A 21,638-nucleotide genomic window follows, 5' to 3' on the forward strand; every position below is an offset into this window, starting at 1 on the left:
GCTAAGTGCTTGATTTCAAGAATAAATAGTTGGCGCACGACAAGTAACGATGTCGGGGATTTTTTCGGGAAGCTGATAAACTGACAACGTTAAGCACTCCGCACATCACAGGCCAGCTGAGCCCGCCTCATGCTCGTGCCCGGAGTCAGGAATTCACCTCCCCAAAGGAAAAACACATGCAAAAGAATATCGCGATTGTCGGCGCCGGTTTTTCCGGGGCCGTCATTGCCCGCGAGCTGGCGCAAGCCGGCTACAAGGTCGAGATTTTTGAATCGCGTCCCCATATCGCCGGTAACTGCCACTCCGAACGCGACGCCGAGACCGGCGTCATGGTGCACATCTACGGTCCGCACATTTTCCACACCGACATCGAGCGCGTCTGGGAATACGTGAACCGCTACAGCCGCTTCATGCCTTACGTGAACCGGGTCAAGGCGATCACCAACAACAGCGTCTACACGCTGCCGATCAACCTGCTGACGATCAACCAGTTCTTCGGCAAGACCTTCCGCCCGGCCGAAGCCCAGGCATTCCTGGCCTCGCTCGGCGACAAGACGATCGAGAACCCGGTTACTTTTGAGGACCAGGCGCTGCGTTTTGTCGGCCGCGAACTGTACGAAGCCTTCTTCAAGACCTATACCGTCAAGCAGTGGGGCATGCAGCCGACCGAGCTGCCGGCCAGCATCCTGAAGCGCCTGCCGGTGCGCTTCAATTACGACGACAACTACTTCAATCACAAATACCAGGGCATGCCGGAAGACGGCTACACCTCGCTGGTCGAGAAGATCCTCGACGTGCCGGGCGTGACCGTGCACCTGAACACCCGCTTCGACCCGGCCCAGAAAGACGAGTACGCGCACGTGTTCTACAGCGGCCCGATCGACGCCTGGTTCAACCACGCCGAAGGCCGCCTGCCATACCGCACGCTCGACTTCGAAGTCTTCCGCGATACCGGCGACTACCAGGGCAACGCGGTGATCAACTACTGCGACAACGCACAGCCCTACACCCGCATTACCGAGCACAAGCACTTCTCGCCGTGGGAACAGCACGAGAAGACGCTGCTGTACAAGGAATTCAGCCGCCAGTGCGAAGAGAAGGACATCCCGTACTACCCGATCCGCCAGGCGCGCGACAAGGTGCAGCTCGAGCGTTACGTGAAGGTGGCGAACGAGGAGCCGAACGTGACCTTCGTGGGGCGCCTGGGTACCTACCGTTACCTGGATATGGACGTGACCATCAACGAGGCGCTGTCGACGGCCGATAAATTCCTGGCGTGCGCCAAGGGGAATGAGCGGATGCCGGCGTTTGTGATTGATCCGCTGGCCTGATGTTCGTAGGGTGGGCGGGAGTGATTCAAGCCACTGGCTTGAATCACTCCCGCCCGCGCGTTCAAACCGAATATGAACAAATGGAGCGGTAATTCATACGGTGGTTGAACGCGCGGGCGGCGAAGCCGCCCACCCTACAATTGAAACGGGCGGCAGGCTTGATAGCCATGCCGCCCGTTTTGTATTTCGCGCTGCCGGCTTAGCTGCTCAAACCGCCACCCGCTGCATGGTCCTTGCGCTCGATCAGCTCGACCTTATAACCATCCGGATCGGTAATGAAAGCAATCACGGTAGAGCCGCCCTTGACCGGCCCCGGCTCGCGCGTGATGTTGCCGCCCGCGGCGCGCACGCCGTCGCAGGTGGCATGGATGTCGTCGGCCGAGATGGCGATGTGGCCGTAGGCCGAGCCCATCTCGTAGCTCTCGACGCCGTAGTTATAGGTCAGTTCGAGTTCGGCGTGGTCCGGGTTGCTGCCGTAGCCGAGGAAGGCCAGGGTGTATTTGTATTCCGGGTTGTCGCTGGTGCGCAGCAGTTTCATGCCTAGCACGTTTGTGTAGAAGTCGATGGAACGCTGCAGGTTGCCGACGCGGAGCATGGTGTGCAGGATGCGCATGGGTGTCTTTCTGGTAAATCGAAAGCAGTCATTTTATGCCCTTGACGAGATTCTTGCCGGGGACACAATCCGTTTCCCGTATCGGCAAGTGAAGCAGGAGCTGATGCCGAGCTCGTTAGCTTCTATGATGTCACATCGACATGCCGGAAAATTTTACATTCATTCTGGGGTGAGGCAACCAAGAAGGTGCAAGCAATTGATTTCATAGCAGATCTAACATCGGGTACGGTTTATGCGTCGGGTTCAAATCACCCCCTGCAGCTCATAGTTTCGGCGCGCGGCAGGATTTTCAATGCAGACCGCAACCACGAGGAGTATTGCAATGAGCCTTTTCCGTACGCTGATGCTGGCCCTGCTGAGCTTGCTGACTGTTGGGCTTGGACAAGTTCCAGCACATGCTTCAGTGATCGTTGCACAACTGATCGACTCGAATCCCGGAATACGTGGCCTGACCTATATCGACGGCATATTGACTCAGGACGAGCTGCTTGGCGAGGAAGTCTACGCCGGCAGGTTTACCGGCTTCATCCTGCGAGATCCCGGCCTGCTAGTAGAAGATGTCGGGCAACGAATCAATATCTTCGATTCCGGAGGCGAGAATTTGATCGCTACCCTGGCGTATGGCGGCAATGTGGGCACCAATTTCGTCAACACCATGTATTTCTCCGATTCCGATAACGACGAGCTAACGCCTGTGGTATTTCCTACCCTGTCCCTGATCGCAAATGGGAGCATTCAGACTGTACTGGAACTCACCTCGGACACTGGCGATCAATATATTTTTCAGTACCAATATATTCCAGCCACCATTCCAGAACCATCGACGATCGCCCTCCTTTCCATCGCCACCGGTGCGTTGGGGCTAATGCGTCGGCAACGTCGTCAGCAGACCCCGGCACCGCGCAGCGATATCGCAGGAGCGTCGGAGGCCTGACAGGCAAGCAGCAGGCTTACCCGTTTTCGAGCTTGGCGTTGAGCGTGATCGTCGCGTTCAACAGCTTCGACACTGGGCAGTTTTCCTTGGCGGTGGTGGCGGCCTTGTCGAAAGCTTCCTGGCTGGCGCCAGGGATCCTGGCTACCAGGTCGAGGTGCACGGCCGTGATCGAGAAGCCGCCTTCGACCTTTTCCATGGACACGGTGGCCGTGGTGCGCAGTTCGTCGGCAGTCAGGCCTGCCTGGCCGAGCTGGCCCGACAGCGCCATCGTGAAGCAGCCCGCGTGGGCGGCGCCGATCAGTTCTTCGGGGTTGGTGCCCGGGCCGTCTTCGAAGCGGGTGTTGAAGCCGTATTGCGAATCCTTGAGCACGCCGCTGGCGGTCGAGACCGCGCCCTTGCCGTCTTTCAGGCCGCCGCTCCAGACGGCGCTGCCCTTGCGTTTGATGGTCATGGTGGTTTCCTTACAGGTTGTTCTTGTCGGTGGGTGCGTCGTCGGAGTCGTGGCGGCGCATCGAGCGGTGGTTGTCGGGCAGGGGGTTGGCCTGGCCGGTCGCGCCCGCCTTGGGGTCGACGGCCTGGTCCAGGCCCTGGCCATTGGTGCCGTAGCAGTCGGTATTCTGCAGGCCTTGGGCGAGGTCTTCCGCGGCCTGCTTCATGACGCCGCGTGGGGCCTGGTCTTGCGCGTCCGGGGTCTCGTCGCGCTCGTGAGGCTGGCGCTTGACGCCGTCGTTTTCAATCGGTGCCTTCGTGTTGACGAAGCGGTCTTTGGTTTCGGTAACCATGTGAATCTCCTTCTGTTGCAGTTGACTGAATCCTAACCGTCCACTGCCAATGGAGTCGCGCGCTTGGATGGCGCGGCAAGCGGCTTGTGTAAATGCGTGATGCTTTTTTGCAATTGTCCCGCTAACATGGCAACTCAGACGACTTCCCGGATGAGCACCTTGACCACCGACGCCATCGACTACCGGCAGCATGCCGGCACCTGCAAGAATTGCGGCGCCACCACCAGCGGCAATTTCTGCCAGGCCTGCGGCCAGGCCACCCACCTGCACGTGCCGAGCGCGCGCGAATTCCTGCATGAATTCCTGTCGCATTACGTGGCGCTCGAAGGCAAGCTGTGGCGCTCGCTGAAGCTGCTGCTGTTCAAGCCGGGCTTCCTGACCCGCGAATACATCGAAGGCCGGCGCGTGCGCTATGTCGAGCCGCTGCGCCTCTACCTGAGTTTCAGCATCATCTTCTTTTTCCTCGTCAAGCTCAGTGGCGTGGAGATCATCGAGAACGAGACCGATGCCCCGCCTGATGCGCGGCCGGCGGTGAGCGCGCCGGCTGCTGCCATGGCGGGACGGGAAGTGGCAAGGCAGCCGCAGGACTTTACCGAATTCGAACGCGATGTCGTGCGCGAGCTGGGCACCGTCAGCCCGCGGCTGGGCAAGGGCGCAGAGAAATTCCTCGGGCTGCCGGGCGAGCAGAAGAGCGCGGCGGCGAAAAGCGCCTTCTTCAGCTACGCCCCGTATGCGATCTTCCTCTTGATGCCTATCTTCGCGCTCTACCTGAAGCTGCTCTATCTCGGCTCGGGGCGGCGCTACGGCGAGCATTTCCTGTTCGCCCTGCACAGCAATGCCTTTGCCTTCTTCATGCTGAGCCTGTTCGTGGTGGCGAACGGGTGGGATTTCGTGCGCTTCCTGCTGTTGCTCTGGCTGGTTGCTTACCTGCCCACGGCGATGCGGCGGGTGTACGGCGGCGGCCGCTTGGTGACTGCGCTGCGCTGGATCACCCTGGTGGCCCTGCATTTGCTGAGCCTGGTGGCAGCTGTCGCGGTGGCGGTCGGCCTGGTCCTGGTCAATTAAATATACTGCCCTGCTGTTGCCGACTTGCCGGTTGCGCGCCGTCCCCGCTATACTGTTTATTTGTACAGTCATTCCGGGCGCGCGTAGCCGATCCTTCTATCGCAGCCGCTAATCGGTTAATCTCCATCCTCCTGCCCCAACCGCCCGAGACCCATGCCCGTGACGTCCCAACCGCAACAAATCATCGCGCTCGTGGTGCGGCAAAATACTCCCGGCATCGAAGAGCCGGTGGGGCGCCTGACCGAATTCCTGGCCGCGTCCGGCTACCGGGTCGTGTACGAAACCGACACCGCGGCGCACCTGGGAACCGACGGCATCGAGTCCATGACAGTCGCCGAGATCGGCGAGCAGGCCAGTTACGCGGTGGTCATGGGCGGCGACGGCACCATGCTCGGCATCGCGCGCCAGCTCGCCCAATACGACATTCCGCTCATCGGCATCAACTCCGGCCGCCTGGGTTTCATTACCGACATCCCGATCGACCGCATGGTCCCGGCCCTGGGCGAAATCCTGCAGGGCCAGGCCAAGACCGAGGAGCGCACTCTGCTGGAAGCGCGTGTGGTGCGCGAGGGCCAGCAGATCTTCTGCGCGGTCGCGTTCAACGACGTCGTGGTGGCGCGCGGCGCCGGCGCCGGCATGGTCGAGCTCAAGCTCACCGTGGATGGCGAATTCATGTACAACCAGCGCGCGGACGGCCTGATCGTCTCGACGCCCACCGGCTCGACTGCCTATGCGCTGTCGGCCGGCGGCCCGCTGCTGCATCCGCGCGTGCAGGGCATCGTGCTGGTGCCGATCGCGCCGCATGCGCTGTCGAACCGGCCGATCGTGGTGCCGGAATCGAGCGAGATCGTGGTCGAACTCGTGGCAGGGCGCGACATCAGCGTGAATTTCGACATGCAGACCTTTACCAGCGCGCAGCTGGGCGACCACATCGTCATCTCGCGTTCGCCGCACACGATCACCTTCCTGCACCCGCGCGACTGGAGCTATTACCATACGCTGCGCGAAAAGCTGCACTGGAACGAATACCCGACCAACGAAGGCAAGCTCACGTAAGGCCACAGGCCACGTCATGCACCAACAAGCCACGACAGGAGACCCGATTTTTCATGCTGCGCACACTTACCATCCGTGACTTCGTCATTGTCGACGCCATCGAGCTCGAGTTCGCGAACGGTTTCTCGGTGTTCACCGGCGAGACCGGCGCCGGCAAGTCGATTCTGATCGATGCGCTGCAACTGGCGCTGGGCGGGCGCGGCGACGCAAGCATGGTGCGCGAAGGCGCGGCCAAGGCCGACATCACCGCCGAATTCGCGCTCACGCCGGCGGCAACGGAGTGGCTCGAGCAGCACGAGTTCGGCATCGAAGAGGGCGGGGCGCTGCTGCGCCGCGTGATCGACAACGCGGGCCGCTCGAAAGCCTATATCAACGGCATCAGCGCCACCGCCGCGCAGCTGCGCGAGCTGGGCGACATGCTGGTCGATATCCACGGCCAGCACGCGCACCAGTCGCTGCTCAAGTCGGACGCGCAGCGCGCGCTGCTCGACAACCAGATCGCGGTGCGCGACCCGGCCGCTGCTGCGGACATGCAGGAAGTCAGCGCCACCTACAAGACCTGGCGCGCGCTGGTGCGCCAGCGCGAGGAGTTCGAAAACGACGCGCGCAACGTGCTGCTGGAGCGCGAGCGCCTGGAGTGGCAGGTGGGTGAGCTCGACAAGCTGGCCCCGAAGGCGGGCGAGTGGACCGAGATCACCAACGAGCACAGCCGCCTGTCACATGCGGCCAGCCTGCTGGAAGGCGCGCAGGAAGCGCTGCTCGCCATTTCCGAAGCCGACCAGCCGATCCTGTCGCAGCTATCCTCGCTCAACGCCAAGCTGGGCAAGCTGGTGGATGTCGATAGCGGGCTGCAGCCGGTGCTCGACTGCATGGAGCCAGCCCGCATCCAGCTGCAGGAAGCCGTGTACGCGCTGAACAACTACATCGACAAGGTCGAGCTCGACCCGGCCCGCCTGCGTGAAGTCGACGCCCGCATGGAAGCCCTGCACGGCGCCGCTCGCCGCTACCACGTGACGCCCGAGGAGCTGCACGAAGAACACGCTACCCTGGCTGCACGCCTGCGCCAGCTGGCCGACGCCAGCGACATGGACGGCCTGCGCAAGCAGGAAGAGAAAGCCAAGGCGGCCTATATGACGGCGGCCGCGCGCCTGTCGAAACGGCGCGCGCAGGCGGCCGTTGAACTGGGCAAGGGCGTCACTAGCGCGATGCAGGAACTGAGCATGACCGGCGGCAGCTTCGCCGTCGCCCTGAATGCCGGCGAGCCGGGCGTACACGGGGTCGAGCAGGTCGAATTCCTGGTGGCCGGCCACGCGGGAGTGGCGCCACGGCCGCTGGCCAAGGTGGCTTCGGGTGGCGAACTGGCGCGCATCTCGCTGGCGATCGCCGTGATCACGGCGCATGCCACCACCACGCCGACGCTGATCTTCGATGAGGTGGATACCGGCATTGGCGGCGGCGTCGCCGAGGTGGTGGGGCGCCTGCTCAAGCGTTTGGGGCAGCAGCGCCAGGTGCTGTGCGTGACCCACCTGCCGCAGGTGGCCAGCCAGGCCAACCAGCACTTCCAGGTGGCGAAGGGAACGACGGGCGAGGGGCGTACCGTGTCGCGCATCGACGTGCTGGATAACCGCTCGCGCGTGGAAGAGGTGGCGCGCATGCTGGGCGGGATCGAGATTACGGAGACGACGCGCAAGCATGCAAGGGAGTTGCTGGCGTCGTGAATTCCGCCGCACAACGTCGTGAACTCTGTCGCACATTGTCATGAACTCTGCCGCACAACGTCGTGAACTCTGCCGCACATTGTCATGAACTCGGCCGCACAACGTCATTAACTCTGCCGCACATTGTCATCAATTCTGCCGCACATCGTAGGGTGGGCAAGTTTCTTGCCCACGCGTTCAACCAGCGCGTGAATAATCGCGTCGCCGCACTGCAAGCGTGATTTGAACGCGTGGGCAGGAACCTGCCCACCCTACGGGCCAACTTGATTCGCGATTCTGTGGCAAAGTCATGGCTCGTCCACCACCACTGAAGGGAGTTCGAATGAGTATCGATAAAGTGCTGTACCGCGCCCAGGCGACGTCGCAGGGCGGCCGCGAGGGGACCTCGAAAAGTTCCGATGGTGTACTTGATCTGAAGCTGAGCACGCCGAAGGAACTCGGCGGCGGTGGTGGTCCGGGTTCCAATCCCGAGCAGCTGTTTGCGGCCGGCTATTCGGCCTGCTTCCTCGGTGCGCTGAAGTTCGTGGCCGGCCAGCAGAAGATGACCTTGCCGCCGGACCTGACCGTCAAGGGCGACGTCGGCATCGGCCCGATCCCGACCGGCTTCGGCATCGAAGTCGACCTGACCATCCACGGCCCCGGCATGGATCCGGCCCAGCTCAAGGAACTGGTCGACAAGGCCCACATCGTCTGCCCGTATTCGAATGCCACCCGCAACAACATCGACGTGCGCCTGAACACGACCACCTGACCCGCTGTTGTCCGCCGTACACATGTGCGGCGGCAGGACGCCACTTTATAATAGCGGGCGTCCGTCCAACCTTCCCCGCCCATGCCATCCAGAAAAGAACCGCCCTTCACCCACGGCACCGTGTCCGCGAACGCCATCGTGCTGGTCAACCTCGGCACGCCCGATGCACCGACCCGCAAGGCCGTGCGCCGCTACCTGAAGGAGTTCCTTTCCGACCCGCGCGTGGTGGAGATCCCGGCCAGGGTCTGGTGGTTCATCCTGCACCTATTCATCCTGCCTTTCCGCTCCGGCAAGTCGGCCGCCAAATACCGCACGATCTGGACCCGCGACGGCTCGCCGCTGAAGCTGCATACCGAAAATCAGGCGGCGCTGCTCGACAAGATGCTGCACGAGCGCGGCCATGAAGCCGTGAAGGTGGTGATGGCGATGCGCTACGGCTCGCCTTCGCTGCCCGAGGTGCTCGATCGCCTGAAGGCAGAGCATTGCGAGCGGATCGTGGTTTTGCCCGCCTATCCGCAATATTCCGGCACCACCACCGCCTCGGTCTGGGATGCCGTTTATGCCTATTTTGGCAAGATCCGCAACATCCCCGAACTGCGCCTGGTCAAGCACTACCATGACCACGAAGGCTATATCGAGGCGCTGCGCGAGAGTGTGGAATCCTATTGGGAGGCCCACGGCCGCGGCCAGAAGCTGGTGATGAGTTTCCACGGCATCCCCAAGCGCACGCTGCTGCTGGGCGACCCGTATTTCTGCGAATGCCAGAAGACCGCGCGCCTGCTGGCGGCCGCGCTGGGCATGGGGGCGGACGAATACATCGTCACTTTCCAGTCCCGCTTCGGCAAGGCCGAATGGCTCCAGCCCTACACCGCCCCGACCGTGCAACAGCTGGCGCGCGAGGGTTTGGAGCGGATCGACGTGATCTGCCCGGGTTTCACCAGCGACTGCCTGGAAACCCTGGAGGAAATCAATATGGAAGTGCGGCACGATTTCGAGGCTGCGGGCGGCAAGGAATTTCACTACATCCCCTGCCTGAACGAATCGCCGGCCTGGATCACCGGGTTGGCCGAGATCGCCGAACAGCACCTGATCGGCTGGCCGACCATCCTCACGCCCGCCCAGCGCGCGGCCCAGCGCCGTGACGCCCAGGTCGGCGCCCAGCATGCAGCCCAGCTTGGTGCTGAAGCTGGTGTTGCCGACATGTTAAAATAGTTGCTTGCCCGTAGGGTGGGCGTAATTCCGGGCACTGCCCGGAATTACGCTCACGCGGTGATACGTTGCGGCGAGATCATCCGGCACGAAAGCGGAGCCGTCATCGATCACCGCGTGGGCGGCACACATGGCGCGAGCGAATCGCATCACCGAGTGGAGCCGCCCACCCTACGAAAAGCGCTCAGGGCGTCGCGCCGATTCCCACGTAGCACAGCCACACCAGCACCGCGAGGGTGTACAGGACGACGGCGCCGCTGATCAGTTGTAATCTCATGAAGTCTGCTCCCAGGTCTCTGCGGCCCCCATGCCGCACCCTTTGAGGAAGAGTAAGACTTTTAACTGGGAAATGATTCAGGGAAACCGTAAATCTTGTAACAAATAATTTCCGAATTTTCATCATGGGATCTCTGCAATCCCCTTGAAAATGTAGGAGATCACCCCATCTGCGGGCCTGTGTGTCAGGCAGGATACGTTACCAATTAAGCCAAGTCCTTGATTCTAGGAGTTTTTTCGATGCAAGACCAAGAAAACCAAGAGGTGTCCCAGCAATCGCCGCTTGATGCCGCCATTGCTGATGCAGCTACCGAGGCCGCACAGGCCGGCGCCGGCCAGGCGGGTGTCCCGCCAAGCACGGCCGAGATGTCGGGCCAGTCCGACCTGGAAGCGCAATTGAGCGCCACCGAAGCCAAGCTGGCCGAAATGCACGATGCTTTCATGCGCGCCAAGGCTGACGCGGAGAACATCCGCCGCCGCGCCCAGGAAGACGTGACCAAGGCCCATAAATTCGCCATCGAAAGCTTTGCCGAGGCCATGGTGCCGGTGCGCGACAGCCTGGAAATGGCGCTGAAAGTCGAGACGCAAACCGTCGACGCCATCCGCGAAGGCGTGGAAATGACGCTCAAGCAACTGAGCGCCGCCTTCGAAAAGAACCGCGTGCTGGAAGTCATGCCGCAAGCGGGCGAGAAGCTCGACCCGAACAAGCACCAGGCCGTTGCCGTGGTGCCGTCCGAGCAGGAGGCCAATACCGTGGTCACCGTGCTGCAAAAGGGATACATGATCGCCGACCGCCTGTTGCGTCCGGCAATCGTGACGGCCGCCGCGCCGAAGTAAGTGGAAGTGACGCTGCGGCGCGCTCGTCAGGGTTTCAATCAGTATCCCCTTGAAAGCACGCAGTTTTTCCCAATATTGAATCCATCCGAAACTAAGCGTTTTATATAAAAGGAACACATCATGGGCAGAATTATCGGTATTGACCTGGGAACCACCAACTCCTGCGTCGCGATCATGGAAAACGGCCAGCCAAAGGTCATCGAGAACGCCGAAGGCGCGCGTACGACCCCGTCGATCATCGCCTATCAGGAAGACGGCGAGATCCTCGTCGGTGCGCCGGCTAAACGCCAGGCCGTTACCAATCCAAAAAATACCCTGTTCGCCGTGAAGCGCCTCATCGGCCGCAAGTACGACGAAAAGGAAGTCCAGAAGGACATCGGCCTGATGCCGTACCAGATCGTCAAGGCCGAGAACGGCGACGCCTGGATCGGCGTGCGCGACAAGAAGCTCGCGGCACAGCAGGTGTCGGCTGAAATCCTGCGCAAGATGAAGAAGACCGCCGAAGACTACCTCGGCGAAGAAGTCACCGAAGCGGTCATCACCGTGCCGGCCTACTTCAACGACTCGCAGCGCCAGGCAACCAAGGACGCCGGCCGTATCGCGGGCCTGGACGTCAAGCGCATCATCAACGAGCCGACCGCGGCCGCGCTGGCCTTCGGCCTGGACAAGACCGAAAAGGGCGACCGCAAGATCGCCGTGTATGACCTCGGCGGCGGCACCTTCGACGTCTCGATCATCGAGATCGCGGACGTGGACGGCGAGAAGCAGTTCGAAGTGCTGTCGACCAACGGCGACACCTTCCTGGGCGGCGAAGACTTCGACCAGCGCATCATCGACTACATCATCGACGAGTTCAAGAAGATCAACGGCCTGGACCTGTCGAAAGACGCGATCGCCCTGCAGCGCATCAAGGCTTCGGCCGAGCGCGCCAAGATCGAACTGTCGTCGTCGCAGCAGACCGAAATCAACGAGCCGTACATCGCCATGGCGAACGGCGCGCCGGTCCACCTGAACCTGAAGATGACCCGCGCCAAGCTGGAATCGCTGGTCGAGGAATTGATCTCGAAGACCATCGAGCCATGCCGCACCGCCATCAAGGATGCCGGCGTCAAGGTCACTGACATCGACGACATCATCCTGGTCGGCGGCATGACCCGCATGCCGAAGGTACTGGAAAAGGTCAAGGAGTTCTTCGGCAAGGAACCACGCCGCGACGTCAATCCGGACGAAGCCGTCGCTGTCGGCGCCGCCATCCAGGGCTCGGTCCTGTCGGGCGAGCGCAAGGACTTGCTGCTGCTGGACGTCACGCCACTGTCGCTGGGTATCGAAACCCTGGGCGGCGTGATGACCAAGATGATCCACAAGAACACCACGATCCCGACCAAGTTCTCGCAGGTGTTCTCGACTGCCGACGACAACCAGCCGGCCGTGACCATCAAGGTATTCCAGGGCGAGCGTGAAATCGCATCGGGCAACAAGGGCCTGGGCGAATTCAACCTCGAGGGCATCCCGCCGGCGCCACGCGGCACCCCACAGGTCGAAGTGACCTTCGACATCGACGCCAACGGCATCCTGCACGTCGGCGCGAAAGACAAGGCCACCGGCAAGGAAAACAAGATCACCATCAAGGCGAACTCGGGCCTGACCGAAGACGAGATCCAGAAGATGGTGAAGGATGCCGAGCTGAACGCGGAAGAAGACAAGAAGGTCAAGGAACTGGCCGAGTCCCGCAACCAGGGCGACGCGCTGGTGCACTCGACCAAGAAGTCCCTGACCGAATACGGCGATAAGCTGGAAGCCGGCGAGAAGGAAGCGATCGAAGCGGCGATCACCGACCTGGAAGGCGCGATCAAGAGCGGCGACAAGTCGGACATCGATGCCAAGACCGCAGCCCTGTCGAGCGCAGCGCAGAAGCTGGGCGAGAAGATGTATGCCGACATGCAGGCCCAGCAGGCAGGTGCTGCCGGCGCGGCAGGCGGCCAGCCGGGCGGCCAGGGTGGCGAGCAGCAGCCACAGCAGGACGACGTGGTCGACGCCGACTTCAAGGAAGTGAAAGACGCGAAGTAATCCCGGCCGGGGCAAGTCGTTCGACTTGCCCCGATCCGAGGGAACCGCCGAGCCGCTGCGACCACATGGTTCCCCGGCTCGGTTTTTTTGCATAGATCGTTGTATCAGTACATAACAAAGCAAGGTGCCGCCTATGGCAAAGCGTGATTTTTACGAGATCCTGGGGGTCGCGAAGAATGCGTCGGAAGACGACATCAAGAAGTCGTATCGCAAGCTCGCGATGAAGTACCACCCCGACCGCAATCCCGACAACAAGGAAGCGGAAGAGAAGTTCAAGGAAGTAAAAGAAGCCTACGAGATGCTGACCAATCCGGAAAAGCGCGAAGCGTATGACCGTTATGGTCACGCCGGCGTGGATCCGAACATGGGCGGCGGCGGAGGCGGCGGTGGCTTCGGGGCCGGCGGTTTCGGCGACCTGGGCGACATCTTCGGCGACATCTTCGGCGGCGGCCGTGGCCGCGGCGGCAGCAGCGGACCGCAGGTTTACCGCGGCGCCGACCTGCGCTACAACCTCGAGATCACGCTCGAGCAGGCGGCCAACGGCTACGAGACCACGATCCGCGTGCCGAGCTGGGACAAGTGCGACACCTGCCACGGCAGCGGCGCCAAGCCGGGCACCCAGCCGGTCACCTGCACCACCTGCGCCGGCCACGGCCAGGTGCGCATGCAGCAGGGCTTCTTCAGCATCCAGCAGACCTGCCCGAAATGCCACGGCAACGGCAAGATCATCCCGGATCCTTGCGCGGCCTGCGGTGGCGCCGGACGCATCAAGCGCAACAAGACGCTGGAAGTGAAGATCCCGGCCGGCATCGACAACGGCATGCGTATCCGCTCGACCGGCAACGGCGAGCCGGGCACGAATGGCGGGCCGTCGGGCGACCTGTATGTGGAGATCCACATCAAGCCGCACGCCGTGTTCCAGCGCGAAGGCGACGACCTGCACTGCGAGATGCCGATCTCGTTCAGCAAGGCTGCCATTGGCGGCGAGATCGAGGTGCCGACCCTGACCGGCAAGGTGTCGTTCACGGTGCCCGAAGGCACCCAGACCGGCAAGACCTTCCGCCTGAAAGGCAAGGGCATCAAGGGCGTGCGTTCGGGCTACGTGGGCGATTTGTTCTGCCACGTGGTGGTCGAGACCCCGGTCAAGCTGACCGACAAGCAGAAAGACCTGCTGCGCGAGTTCGAGCGCTCGACCAACGAGGGCGGCGCCAAGCACAGCCCGCAGAGCAAGGGCTGGATGGACAAGGTCAAGGACTTCTTCGAGTAAGGAGTTGTCACGAACCGTCGGCGGCGCGAGCCCCCGGCGGTTTTTTTCGTAGGGTGGGCGGCTTCGCCGCCCACGCGGTCAAACCACGGTGATTCTGCCTGCGTGGCGCTTCATATCCAACTATCACCGCGTGGGCGTTCGTAACCCAGGCCACTGGCCTGAGTTACCCCGCCCACCCTACAACTGCCCGGCATTGACACGCTCGGGACACATCGACACAGGGAGAAAAATTGGAAAATAAAACAGGGGTGACTGCGGAAGACCTTTTCGCACGCAACCGCACATGGGCTGCCTCGATGGTGGCCGAAGACCCGAACTTCTTCAAGGACCTGGCAGCGCAGCAGGCGCCTGAATACCTGTGGATCGGCTGCTCCGACAGCCGCGTGCCGGCCAACGAACTGCTGGGCATGGCGCCGGGCGAACTGTTCGTGCACAGGAACATCGCCAACGTGGTCGTGCACTCCGACCTGAACTGCCTCTCCGTGCTGCAGTTCGCGATCGACGTGCTGAAGGTGAAGCACGTGATCATCTGCGGCCACTACGGCTGTTCGGGTGTGCATGCGGCGCTGACCGGCCAGCGCGTCGGCCTGGCCGACAACTGGCTGGGCCACGTGCGCGACGTGCGCGAAAAGCACGGCAAATACCTCGGCAACGTGGTCGGCCGCGCCGCGACCAACCGCCTGGTGGAACTGAACGTGGCCGAGCAGGTGATCAACGTGGCGCAGACGACGGTGGTGCGCGACGCCTGGGAACGCGGCCAGCCGCTGACCATCCACAGCTGGGTCTACGGCGTGCACGACGGCCTGCTGCGCGACCTCGGCATCACCATTGGCAGCCAGGACGAAATCGCGCCCAAGCTCGAGCGCGTGCTCAATGGTTACCTGGACGGGGGACAAGTACGTGACGAACGGCGCGGACAGTGATTTAACCCAGCTGCGCGACATCGTCCGCGCATTCGTGGACGAGCGCGACTGGGACCAGTTCCATACGCCGAAGAACCTGGCCTCGGCCTTGACGGTGGAGGCGGCCGAGCTGCTGGAGCATTTCCAGTGGCTGCAGCATGGGCGCGTCGACGAACTGGGCGCGGACAAGCTGGTGGAAGTGCGGCACGAGATGGCCGACGTGCTGGTCTACCTGGTGCGTTTGGCCGACAAGCTCGACGTCGACCTGTTCGGGGCGGTGGAGGAGAAGATGGTGCTCAACCGCGAGAAGTACCCGGCGGAGCAGGTGCGCGGGGATGCGCGGAAGTATTATGAGTACAAGAAGTAAGACAGGCCAGGGCCGGCCCCGCCGAACAGGCGCGGCCGGCCCCAGGCGTCAGATCCCGCCCATGCAGATGTATTTCACCACCAGGTAGTCGTCCATGCCGTAGGTCGAGCCTTCGCGCCCCAGGCCCGACTGCTTGACGCCGCCGAACGGCGCCACCTCGGTCGAGATCAGGCCGGTGTTCACGCCCACCATGCCGGTCTCGATGGCCTCGGCCACGCGCCACACGCGCCCGATGTCGCGCGCGTAGAAATACGAGGCCAGTCCGAACTCGGTGGCATTCGCCAGGTTGACCACTTCTTCCTCGGTTTTAAAGCGGAACAGCGGCGCCAGCGGGCCGAAGGTTTCCTCGGTGGCCACCAGCATGTCGGAGGTGACTTCGGTCAGCACGGTGGGCTGGAAGAAGCTGTGCCCGAGCTCATGGCGCTTGCCTCCGGCCAGCAGCCTGGCGCCCTTGCCAATGGCATCCTCGATGTGCTGCTCGACCTTGCGCACCGCTTTTTCTTCAATCAGCGGGCCCTGGTTGACGCCCTCGTCGGCGCCATTGCCCACCTTGAGCTTGCCCACCGCCGCCACCAGCTTGCGCGCGAATTCGTCGTAGACGCCTTCCTGCACGTAGATGCGGTTGGCGCACACGCAGGTCTGGCCGGCGTTGCGGTATTTCGAGGCGATCGCGCCCTCGACCGCGGCGTCGATATCGGCGTCGTCGAACACGATGAAGGAGGCATTGCCGCCCAGTTCGAGCGAGACCTTCTTGATGGTGGGCGCGCACTGCTCCATCAGCAGGCGTCCCACCGCGGTCGAGCCGGTGAAGCTGAGTTTGCGCACGATGGGGTTGCCGGTCATCTCGCTGCCAATCGCCTTGGCGTCGCCCGGCACCACGCTGAACACGCCTTTCGGTACGCCCGCGCGTTCGGCCAGCACGGCCAGCGCCAGCGCCGAGAAGGGCGTCAGCTCGGAGGGTTTCAGCACGATCGGGCAGCCCGCAGCCAGCGCCGGCGCGACCTTGCGGGTGATCATCGCGGACGGGAAGTTCCACGGCGTGATCGCAGCGCACACGCCGACCGGTTCCTTGGTGACGACGATGCGGCGGTCGCCCCAAGGCGAGGCCAGGGTCTCGCCGGAAATGCGTTTGGCTTCCTCGCCGAACCACTCGAAGAACGAAGCGGCGTACGCGACTTCGCCTTTCGATTCGGCCAGCGGCTTGCCCTGTTCAAGCGTCATCAAGAGCGCCAGGTCGTCGGCGTTTTCCAGCATCAGGTCATGCCACCGCCGCAGGATCGCGGCGCGCTCCTTGGCGCTCTTCTTGCGCCAGGCCGGCCAGGCGGCATTCGCGGCTTCGATCGCACGGCGGGTTTCAAGCGCGCCCGTGTGCGGCACCAAGCCCAACGTCTCGCCGGTGGCGGGATTGGTTACGGCGACGGTTGCGCCGTCGTCGGCATCGCACCACGCGCCATCGATATAGGCGTGCTGGCGCAGCAAGGAAGGGTCTTTCAGGTTCGGCATGATGTCCTTTGCATGGGCTGCAATTTGCAAAGCGACATAGTAGACCTTTTTGCCACGGTCCGCCGGGGTAGCGGCTGCGACGCCGTTGCTGGAAGCGGCGCCGCAGCCGCAGCGCAAGCAGCCGCGCGTCAGGTGCGGCGGCGGCGCGCCGCGACCAGTCCCACCAGGCCGGCACCCAGGGTGAGCAGCGTGGCCGGTTCAGGCACCTCACCAGGGCGGGTGATGTCGGCCGTCAGGACCGAATAATCGAACATGACATCCTGCGGCGAGGTGCAGATGCCCAGGAACCGGCGGTCGCAGCCGACCCGCAGCGAGACCGACAGCAGGCCGTCATCGAGGATCGAAGTCGCCAGGTCGAAGGAGTAGGTCTGGCCAAGCAGGGACACGTTCGAACGCGTCTCGCCCGGTCCGCCATCGAAGCGGAACGTCACCGTTTCGGCATGGGTGCGCAGCAGGTCGGTGATGTCATACAGCTTGATGGCGAGCGACACCGAATTGATGATGGGGCCGGGAAGGCCATCGTCGCGCATGTCGTGCGTGTAAGTGAGCGAATTGTACGAGTTGACGTTGATGTCCCAGAACGGGTCGTAGGTATCGGTGATGATCTCGGCAGACGCTGCGCCGCATATGCCGAAGGCCAGTACTGCTGTGCCAAGAATCCGTTTCAGTGCGTTCATGTTCTCTCCCAGTTTGGTTGTCGATTGCTTCCTCTTCGGCAGCGGGAAGTTAATGGCTACATAGCAAGAGCCGTGCCTGTGAAAAAACATGCAGAAATTCAATTACTTGGCGGATGGAGGGGTGATCCGTCCGGCATAAGGTGTCAAATCCGGCGACACCTTCAAAAGTAATACCGGGTCATTTCTCATTATTCGGGATGAAATAAAATTTCAAGAGCCAGGTGATTCTGAAAGGAAATTTCGCACGTGCTGATGGCTTACCGTGTTGGCATGATTGTCGAGTTACCGTTAAGCTTTTGTTATGGAACCCCATTTCTCAGGAAGCTAGGCAGGAGGCAGTGCGGGGTTCGCGCTGTGTTTGATCTGGCGCATCGTTAGTGCAATTTTTGCCCACTCGCGCCCGGACCAGAATGCTCGTATCATGGTCTCGTGCGCTTACACACAAGGTAGAGACCATGCGCCCCATCGTGATCGTCCCCGCATGCACGCGTGATTTTGGCGAACACCCGTATCACGCCGCCCAGTACAAGTATGTCGACGCCGTCGTCCTCGGCGCCGACTGCGTGCCCATGATCCTGCCTTCGCTCGGCGAATCGCTCGACCTGGAAACGGTGCTCGACCTGTGCGACGGCATCATGCTCACCGGGTCGGCCTCGAACGTCCACCCCAGCTACTATTCCGAAGAAGTGCTCGACCCGTCGCTGCCGCAAGACCCGGCGCGCGACCAGACCACGCTGCCCTTGATCCGCGAGGCGGTCAGGCGCGGCATCCCGATCATCGCGATCTGCCGCGGCTTCCAGGAAATGAACGTGGCCCTGGGGGGTAACCTGCACCAGGCGGTGCAGGCAGTGAGCGGCAAGTTCGACCACCGCGAGAACCCCGAACTCGGAATGGACGAGCAATACGGCGATGCCCACAACGTCACCATCATGCCCGGCGGCTGCCTCGAGCGCATGCTGGGCGTGCCCGAGATCCCGGTCAATTCGCTGCACGGCCAGGGCGTCAATGAACTCGGGCCCGGCCTGCGCGTCGAGGCAGTTGCCGAAGACGGCCTGGTCGAAGCCTTCTCGGTCGAAACCGCGCCCGGCTTCACCTTGGCGCTGCAGTGGCATCCCGAGTGGCGCATCCAGCACAACCCGTACTCGATGAAAATGTTCGGCGCCTTTGGCCAGGCCTGCCGCGACTACCAGGCCAAGTGCCACGCCGAGCGCCAGGCCGCGGAACGGAACCAGACATGAGCAAATGCACGACACCGACGGTGCGCCCATGGGCAACCAGCGCCGTCCCCTAGCTTCCCTGCCTGAAGCACCCAGCGCGCCCGACAGCGGCGCCGACACGCGCGTGATCCACCCGTTCACGCGCGACCCCCACACAGACAGAGAGGCAATCATGGCAATCCGCGACAAGTTTTCTTATACCGACATGGAGGAGTGGCTCAACGCCAAGCGTGTCACCGAAATCGAATGCCTGGTCCCCGACTTGACCGGTGTCGCCCGTGGAAAAATCCTCCCTCGGGTGAAATTCACCGAAGACCGCGGCATGCGCATCCCCGAAGTGGTGCTCGGCATGACCGTGACCGGCAACACGCCCGAGCGTGACGACTCCTATAACAGCGCCATCGCCGTCACCGACCGCGACATGATTTTAAAGGCCGATCCGACCACCATCACCATGGTGCCGTGGGCGGTCGACCCGACCGCGCAAGTCATCCACGACTGCTATTTCGCCGACGGCACCCTGGTCGATTTCGCGCCGCGCAGCGTATTGCGCCGCGTGCTCAAGCTGTATGCGGAGCGCGGCTGGAAGCCGGTGGTTGCGCCCGAGCTGGAGTTCTACCTGACGGCCAAGAACATCGATCCGAATTTGCCGCTGGCCCCGCCGGTCGGCCGCAGCGGCCGCGCCGAGACCAGCCGCCAGGTCTACAGCATCGATGCGGTGAACGAGTTCGACCCGCTGTTCGAGGACATCTACGACTACTGCGAGCTGATGAACCTCGACGTCGACACGCTCATCCACGAGATCGGCGCCGGCCAGATGGAAATCAACTTCCTGCACGGCGATCCGCTGGGGCTGGCCGACAAGGTCTTCTACTTCAAGCGCACCCTGCGCGAGGCCGCGCTGAAGCACGAGATGTACGCCACCTTCATGGCCAAGCCGATGGCCGACGAGCCGGGATCGGCGATGCACGTGCACCAGAGCGTGGTCGATGCCGAGACCGGACGCAATATCTTCAGCAACGAAGACGGCAGCGCCTCGCCTGCCTTCAGCCACTACATCGGCGGCCTGCAGCGCTACATGCCGTCGGCGATGGCGATCGTCGCACCCTACGTGAACTCCTACCGCCGCATCGTGCGCCACACGGCGGCGCCGATCAACCTGCAGTGGGGCATGGACAACCGCACGGTCGGCTTCCGGGTGCCGGTTTCGGGCGCCCAGGACCGCCGCGTGGAAAACCGCGTGATCGGCGCCGACGCCAATCCCTACCTGGCGCTGGCCGTGACGCTGGCCTGCGGCTACCTCGGCATGACCGAGGCGATCGACCCGAGCCCGATGGTGGAAGGCAGCGCCTACGACATGCCGGTCGAGCTGCCGGGCGGGCTGTCCGAGGCAATTACGCAACTACGGCGCGAAGCCCGCCTGCGCGACATCCTTGGCGAACGCTTCATCGACGTGTACTCTGCAGTAAAGGATCTCGAGCACCAGGAATTCATGCGCGTCATCAGCCCGTGGGAGCGCGAACACCTCCTGCTGCACGTCTGATCCGTGCAGGTCCACACGATGGGAGGCAATCATGACGACCAATCCACCGCAGGCCGGCGTGCCTGGCATCCTGCCGGAGGGGGCCGGGCCGCAGGGGCTTGATACCAAGTTCCTGCAGCAGCTCGACAGCGCGCATTACCTGCATCCGTTCACCGACCACGCCGCGCTGCGCGAACACGGCGCCCGCGTGATCGTGCGCGGCGACGGCATCTACCTGTGGGATTCCGAGGGTAATAAAATCATCGACGGCATGGCCGGCCTGTGGTGCGTAAACGCAGGCTACGGCCGCACCAGCATCGCCGACGCCGTCCACGCCCAGATGCTGCAGCTGCCCTTCTATAACAGCTTCTTCAACACCACCAACGTGCCGGCGGTGCAGCTGGCGGCGCTGCTGGCCGACATCTCTCCGCCGCAGTTCCAGCACGTCTTCTATACCAACAGCGGCTCGGAGGCCAACGACACCATCGTGCGCATGGTGCGGCGCTACTGGCAACTGGCCGGGCAACCCGGGCGCCAGGCCATCATCAGCCGCCGCAACGCCTACCACGGCAGCACCATGGCGGGAGCCTCGCTCGGTGGCATGGCAGGCATGCACGCGCAGGGCGGGCTGCCGATCCCCGGCATCCATCACATCGGCCAGCCGAGCTACGCGGAAGGCGGGCGTGGCATGAGCGAAGCCGAGTTCGGTCTGGAAGCTGCCGGCTGGCTGGAAGCGAGCATCCTCGCACTCGGGCCGGAAAACGTCGCCGCCTTCATCGGCGAGCCGGTGCAGGGCGCGGGCGGCGTCATCATCCCGCCTTCCACCTACTGGCCCGAGATCCAGCGCATCTGCGACAAGTACGACATCCTGCTGGTTTCCGACGAAGTGATTTGCGGCTTCGGGCGCCTGGGCACCTGGTTCGGCTGCGAACTGATGGGCTTCCAGCCCGACCTGATTGCCTTTGCCAAAGGCGTCACTTCCGGCTATGTGCCGCTGGGCGGGGTGCTGGTGGGTGGGCGCGTAGCGCACCTCTTGACAGAGAAGGGCGGGGACTTCAACCACGGCTTCACGTATTCGGGCCATCCGTCCGCCTGTGCGGCGGCGCTGGAAAATATCCGCATCCTGGAAACCGAGCAGCTGGTCGAGCGCGTGGCGCTGGCGACCGGGCCGCACCTGAAGGCCTGCTTCGCTTCGCTCGTGTCGCATCCGCTGGTGGGGCATGCGGAAACCTGCGGCCTGACGGCGGGCCTGAACCTGGTGCGGCGCAACGGCGAAACGGTGCACGACTGCGAGCCGTTCGCATCGACGCATGTGGTGGGGATGCTGTGCCGGAAGCACATGTTCGACAACGGCGTGATCATGCGCGCGGTCGGCGACCGGATGATCGTGGCGCCGCCGCTGTCGATTACGGTGGGGCAGATCGACGAGATGGTGGAGCGGATTCGGTATTGCCTGGATTTGACGCTGGAAGAAGTGACGCAGCGCGGTTGGATGGATTAAGCGAGCCGGCCTGCGTACACAGGTTGAACGCGTGGGCAAGGTA

20 protein-coding genes are annotated in these 21,638 nt (G+C 62.9%); 15 read left to right on the forward strand and 5 right to left on the reverse strand.

Annotation, left to right across the window (positions count from 1 at the left end):
• Window positions 1-116 precede the first annotated feature (116 nt).
• Window positions 117-1,331 (forward strand): UDP-galactopyranose mutase, encoded by a 1,215-nt coding sequence (gene glf / locus HGB41_RS19355; protein WP_267874213.1) that lies wholly within the window; start codon window positions 117-119, stop codon window positions 1,329-1,331.
• A gap of 199 nt (window positions 1,332-1,530) precedes the next feature.
• On the opposite strand, the gene gloA is transcribed toward glf, so the two are convergent.
• Window positions 1,531-1,944, reverse strand: coding sequence for a lactoylglutathione lyase (gloA, locus tag HGB41_RS19360; protein ID WP_171087517.1), 414 nt, complete (start codon window positions 1,942-1,944; stop codon window positions 1,531-1,533).
• A 322-nt stretch (window positions 1,945-2,266) separates the two neighbouring features.
• Here gloA and HGB41_RS19365 point away from each other — a divergent pair, with 322 nt between their 5' ends.
• Window positions 2,267-2,878, forward strand: coding sequence for a PEP-CTERM sorting domain-containing protein (locus tag HGB41_RS19365; protein WP_171087519.1), 612 nt, complete (start codon window positions 2,267-2,269; stop codon window positions 2,876-2,878).
• A gap of 16 nt (window positions 2,879-2,894) precedes the next feature.
• On the opposite strand, the gene HGB41_RS19370 is transcribed toward HGB41_RS19365, so the two are convergent.
• Both HGB41_RS19370 and HGB41_RS19375 read right to left on the reverse strand, forming a co-directional pair.
• Complete coding sequence (locus HGB41_RS19370) at window positions 2,895-3,329, reverse strand: OsmC family protein (RefSeq protein ID WP_171087521.1); 435 nt, start codon at window positions 3,327-3,329, stop codon at window positions 2,895-2,897.
• Between the two features lie 10 nt (window positions 3,330-3,339).
• Complete coding sequence (locus tag HGB41_RS19375; protein ID WP_171087523.1) at window positions 3,340-3,660, reverse strand: hypothetical protein; 321 nt, start codon at window positions 3,658-3,660, stop codon at window positions 3,340-3,342.
• A 150-nt stretch (window positions 3,661-3,810) separates the two neighbouring features.
• Between HGB41_RS19375 and HGB41_RS19380 the strand changes: the two genes are divergently transcribed.
• The 10 genes from HGB41_RS19380 (at window position 3,811) to HGB41_RS19425 (ending at window position 15,175) form a co-directional block, all read left to right on the forward strand.
• Window positions 3,811-4,725: a DUF3667 domain-containing protein gene (locus HGB41_RS19380; protein WP_171087525.1), complete on the forward strand. Its 915-nt coding sequence runs from the start codon at window positions 3,811-3,813 to the stop codon at window positions 4,723-4,725.
• A 153-nt stretch (window positions 4,726-4,878) separates the two neighbouring features.
• Window positions 4,879-5,781: an NAD kinase gene (locus tag HGB41_RS19385; protein WP_171087526.1), complete on the forward strand. Its 903-nt coding sequence runs from the start codon at window positions 4,879-4,881 to the stop codon at window positions 5,779-5,781.
• A 53-nt stretch (window positions 5,782-5,834) separates the two neighbouring features.
• Window positions 5,835-7,499, forward strand: a complete 1,665-nt coding sequence (gene recN, locus HGB41_RS19390) for a DNA repair protein RecN (RefSeq protein WP_171087528.1) — start codon at window positions 5,835-5,837, stop codon at window positions 7,497-7,499.
• 322 nt (window positions 7,500-7,821) lie between these two features.
• Window positions 7,822-8,250 (forward strand): organic hydroperoxide resistance protein, encoded by a 429-nt coding sequence (locus HGB41_RS19395; RefSeq protein WP_171087530.1) that lies wholly within the window; start codon window positions 7,822-7,824, stop codon window positions 8,248-8,250.
• Window positions 8,251-8,331: 81 nt separating this feature from the next.
• Window positions 8,332-9,462, forward strand: coding sequence for a ferrochelatase (hemH, locus tag HGB41_RS19400; RefSeq protein WP_171087532.1), 1,131 nt, complete (start codon window positions 8,332-8,334; stop codon window positions 9,460-9,462).
• A 513-nt stretch (window positions 9,463-9,975) separates the two neighbouring features.
• Window positions 9,976-10,572: a nucleotide exchange factor GrpE gene (gene grpE / locus HGB41_RS19405; RefSeq protein ID WP_171087534.1), complete on the forward strand. Its 597-nt coding sequence runs from the start codon at window positions 9,976-9,978 to the stop codon at window positions 10,570-10,572.
• A gap of 120 nt (window positions 10,573-10,692) precedes the next feature.
• Window positions 10,693-12,639 (forward strand): molecular chaperone DnaK, encoded by a 1,947-nt coding sequence (gene dnaK, locus HGB41_RS19410; RefSeq protein ID WP_171087537.1) that lies wholly within the window; start codon window positions 10,693-10,695, stop codon window positions 12,637-12,639.
• Between the two features lie 133 nt (window positions 12,640-12,772).
• On the forward strand, window positions 12,773-13,906 hold the full coding sequence (gene dnaJ / locus HGB41_RS19415) for a molecular chaperone DnaJ (RefSeq protein ID WP_171087539.1): 1,134 nt from the start codon (window positions 12,773-12,775) through the stop codon (window positions 13,904-13,906).
• 230 nt (window positions 13,907-14,136) lie between these two features.
• Window positions 14,137-14,829: a carbonate dehydratase gene (can, locus tag HGB41_RS19420; protein ID WP_171087540.1), complete on the forward strand. Its 693-nt coding sequence runs from the start codon at window positions 14,137-14,139 to the stop codon at window positions 14,827-14,829.
• Complete coding sequence (locus tag HGB41_RS19425) at window positions 14,807-15,175, forward strand: nucleotide pyrophosphohydrolase (protein WP_371868554.1); 369 nt, start codon at window positions 14,807-14,809, stop codon at window positions 15,173-15,175. Before can ends, HGB41_RS19425 begins: the two co-directional genes overlap by 23 nt.
• A 48-nt stretch (window positions 15,176-15,223) precedes the next feature.
• Here the strand turns inward: HGB41_RS19425 and HGB41_RS19430 are convergent, their stop codons facing one another.
• Both HGB41_RS19430 and HGB41_RS19435 read right to left on the reverse strand, forming a co-directional pair.
• On the reverse strand, window positions 15,224-16,678 hold the full coding sequence (locus HGB41_RS19430; RefSeq protein ID WP_171087544.1) for an NAD-dependent succinate-semialdehyde dehydrogenase: 1,455 nt from the start codon (window positions 16,676-16,678) through the stop codon (window positions 15,224-15,226).
• Between the two features lie 128 nt (window positions 16,679-16,806).
• Window positions 16,807-17,355, reverse strand: coding sequence for a PEP-CTERM sorting domain-containing protein (locus HGB41_RS19435; protein WP_171087546.1), 549 nt, complete (start codon window positions 17,353-17,355; stop codon window positions 16,807-16,809).
• 455 nt (window positions 17,356-17,810) lie between these two features.
• On the opposite strand from HGB41_RS19435, the gene HGB41_RS19440 reads away from it, so the two are divergent.
• The 3 genes from HGB41_RS19440 to HGB41_RS19450 all read left to right on the forward strand — a co-directional run bounded on the left by HGB41_RS19440 (window position 17,811) and on the right by HGB41_RS19450 (window position 21,595).
• Window positions 17,811-18,593: a gamma-glutamyl-gamma-aminobutyrate hydrolase family protein gene (locus tag HGB41_RS19440; protein ID WP_171087548.1), complete on the forward strand. Its 783-nt coding sequence runs from the start codon at window positions 17,811-17,813 to the stop codon at window positions 18,591-18,593.
• A gap of 151 nt (window positions 18,594-18,744) precedes the next feature.
• Window positions 18,745-20,115, forward strand: coding sequence for a glutamine synthetase family protein (locus HGB41_RS19445; RefSeq protein ID WP_171087747.1), 1,371 nt, complete (start codon window positions 18,745-18,747; stop codon window positions 20,113-20,115).
• Window positions 20,116-20,146: 31 nt separating this feature from the next.
• Window positions 20,147-21,595, forward strand: coding sequence for an aspartate aminotransferase family protein (locus HGB41_RS19450; protein WP_171087550.1), 1,449 nt, complete (start codon window positions 20,147-20,149; stop codon window positions 21,593-21,595).
• Window positions 21,596-21,638 lie beyond the last annotated feature (43 nt).

Origin of the sequence: Telluria aromaticivorans, assembly GCF_013003915.1 — a bacterium.
GTDB classification, from domain to species: domain Bacteria; phylum Pseudomonadota; class Gammaproteobacteria; order Burkholderiales; family Burkholderiaceae_D; genus Telluria; species Telluria aromaticivorans.

Bases quoted from the DNA above. Each gene is read 5' to 3' on its own strand.
- gloA (WP_171087517.1), bottom strand. From the start codon at position 1,944: ATGCGCATCCTGCACACCATGCTCCGCGTCGGCAACCTGCAGCGTTCC.
- HGB41_RS19365 (WP_171087519.1), top strand. From the start codon at position 2,267: ATGAGCCTTTTCCGTACGCTGATGCTGGCCCTGCTGAGCTTGCTGACT.
- HGB41_RS19370 (WP_171087521.1), bottom strand. From the start codon at position 3,329: ATGACCATCAAACGCAAGGGCAGCGCCGTCTGGAGCGGCGGCCTGAAA.
- HGB41_RS19375 (WP_171087523.1), bottom strand. From the start codon at position 3,660: ATGGTTACCGAAACCAAAGACCGCTTCGTCAACACGAAGGCACCGATT.
- HGB41_RS19380 (WP_171087525.1), top strand. From the start codon at position 3,811: ATGAGCACCTTGACCACCGACGCCATCGACTACCGGCAGCATGCCGGC.
- HGB41_RS19385 (WP_171087526.1), top strand. From the start codon at position 4,879: ATGCCCGTGACGTCCCAACCGCAACAAATCATCGCGCTCGTGGTGCGG.
- recN (WP_171087528.1), top strand. From the start codon at position 5,835: ATGCTGCGCACACTTACCATCCGTGACTTCGTCATTGTCGACGCCATC.
- HGB41_RS19395 (WP_171087530.1), top strand. From the start codon at position 7,822: ATGAGTATCGATAAAGTGCTGTACCGCGCCCAGGCGACGTCGCAGGGC.
- hemH (WP_171087532.1), top strand. From the start codon at position 8,332: ATGCCATCCAGAAAAGAACCGCCCTTCACCCACGGCACCGTGTCCGCG.
- grpE (WP_171087534.1), top strand. From the start codon at position 9,976: ATGCAAGACCAAGAAAACCAAGAGGTGTCCCAGCAATCGCCGCTTGAT.
- dnaK (WP_171087537.1), top strand. From the start codon at position 10,693: ATGGGCAGAATTATCGGTATTGACCTGGGAACCACCAACTCCTGCGTC.
- dnaJ (WP_171087539.1), top strand. From the start codon at position 12,773: ATGGCAAAGCGTGATTTTTACGAGATCCTGGGGGTCGCGAAGAATGCG.
- HGB41_RS19430 (WP_171087544.1), bottom strand. From the start codon at position 16,678: ATGCCGAACCTGAAAGACCCTTCCTTGCTGCGCCAGCACGCCTATATC.
- HGB41_RS19435 (WP_171087546.1), bottom strand. From the start codon at position 17,355: ATGAACGCACTGAAACGGATTCTTGGCACAGCAGTACTGGCCTTCGGC.
- HGB41_RS19440 (WP_171087548.1), top strand. From the start codon at position 17,811: ATGCGCCCCATCGTGATCGTCCCCGCATGCACGCGTGATTTTGGCGAA.
- HGB41_RS19445 (WP_171087747.1), top strand. From the start codon at position 18,745: ATGGCAATCCGCGACAAGTTTTCTTATACCGACATGGAGGAGTGGCTC.
- HGB41_RS19450 (WP_171087550.1), top strand. From the start codon at position 20,147: ATGACGACCAATCCACCGCAGGCCGGCGTGCCTGGCATCCTGCCGGAG.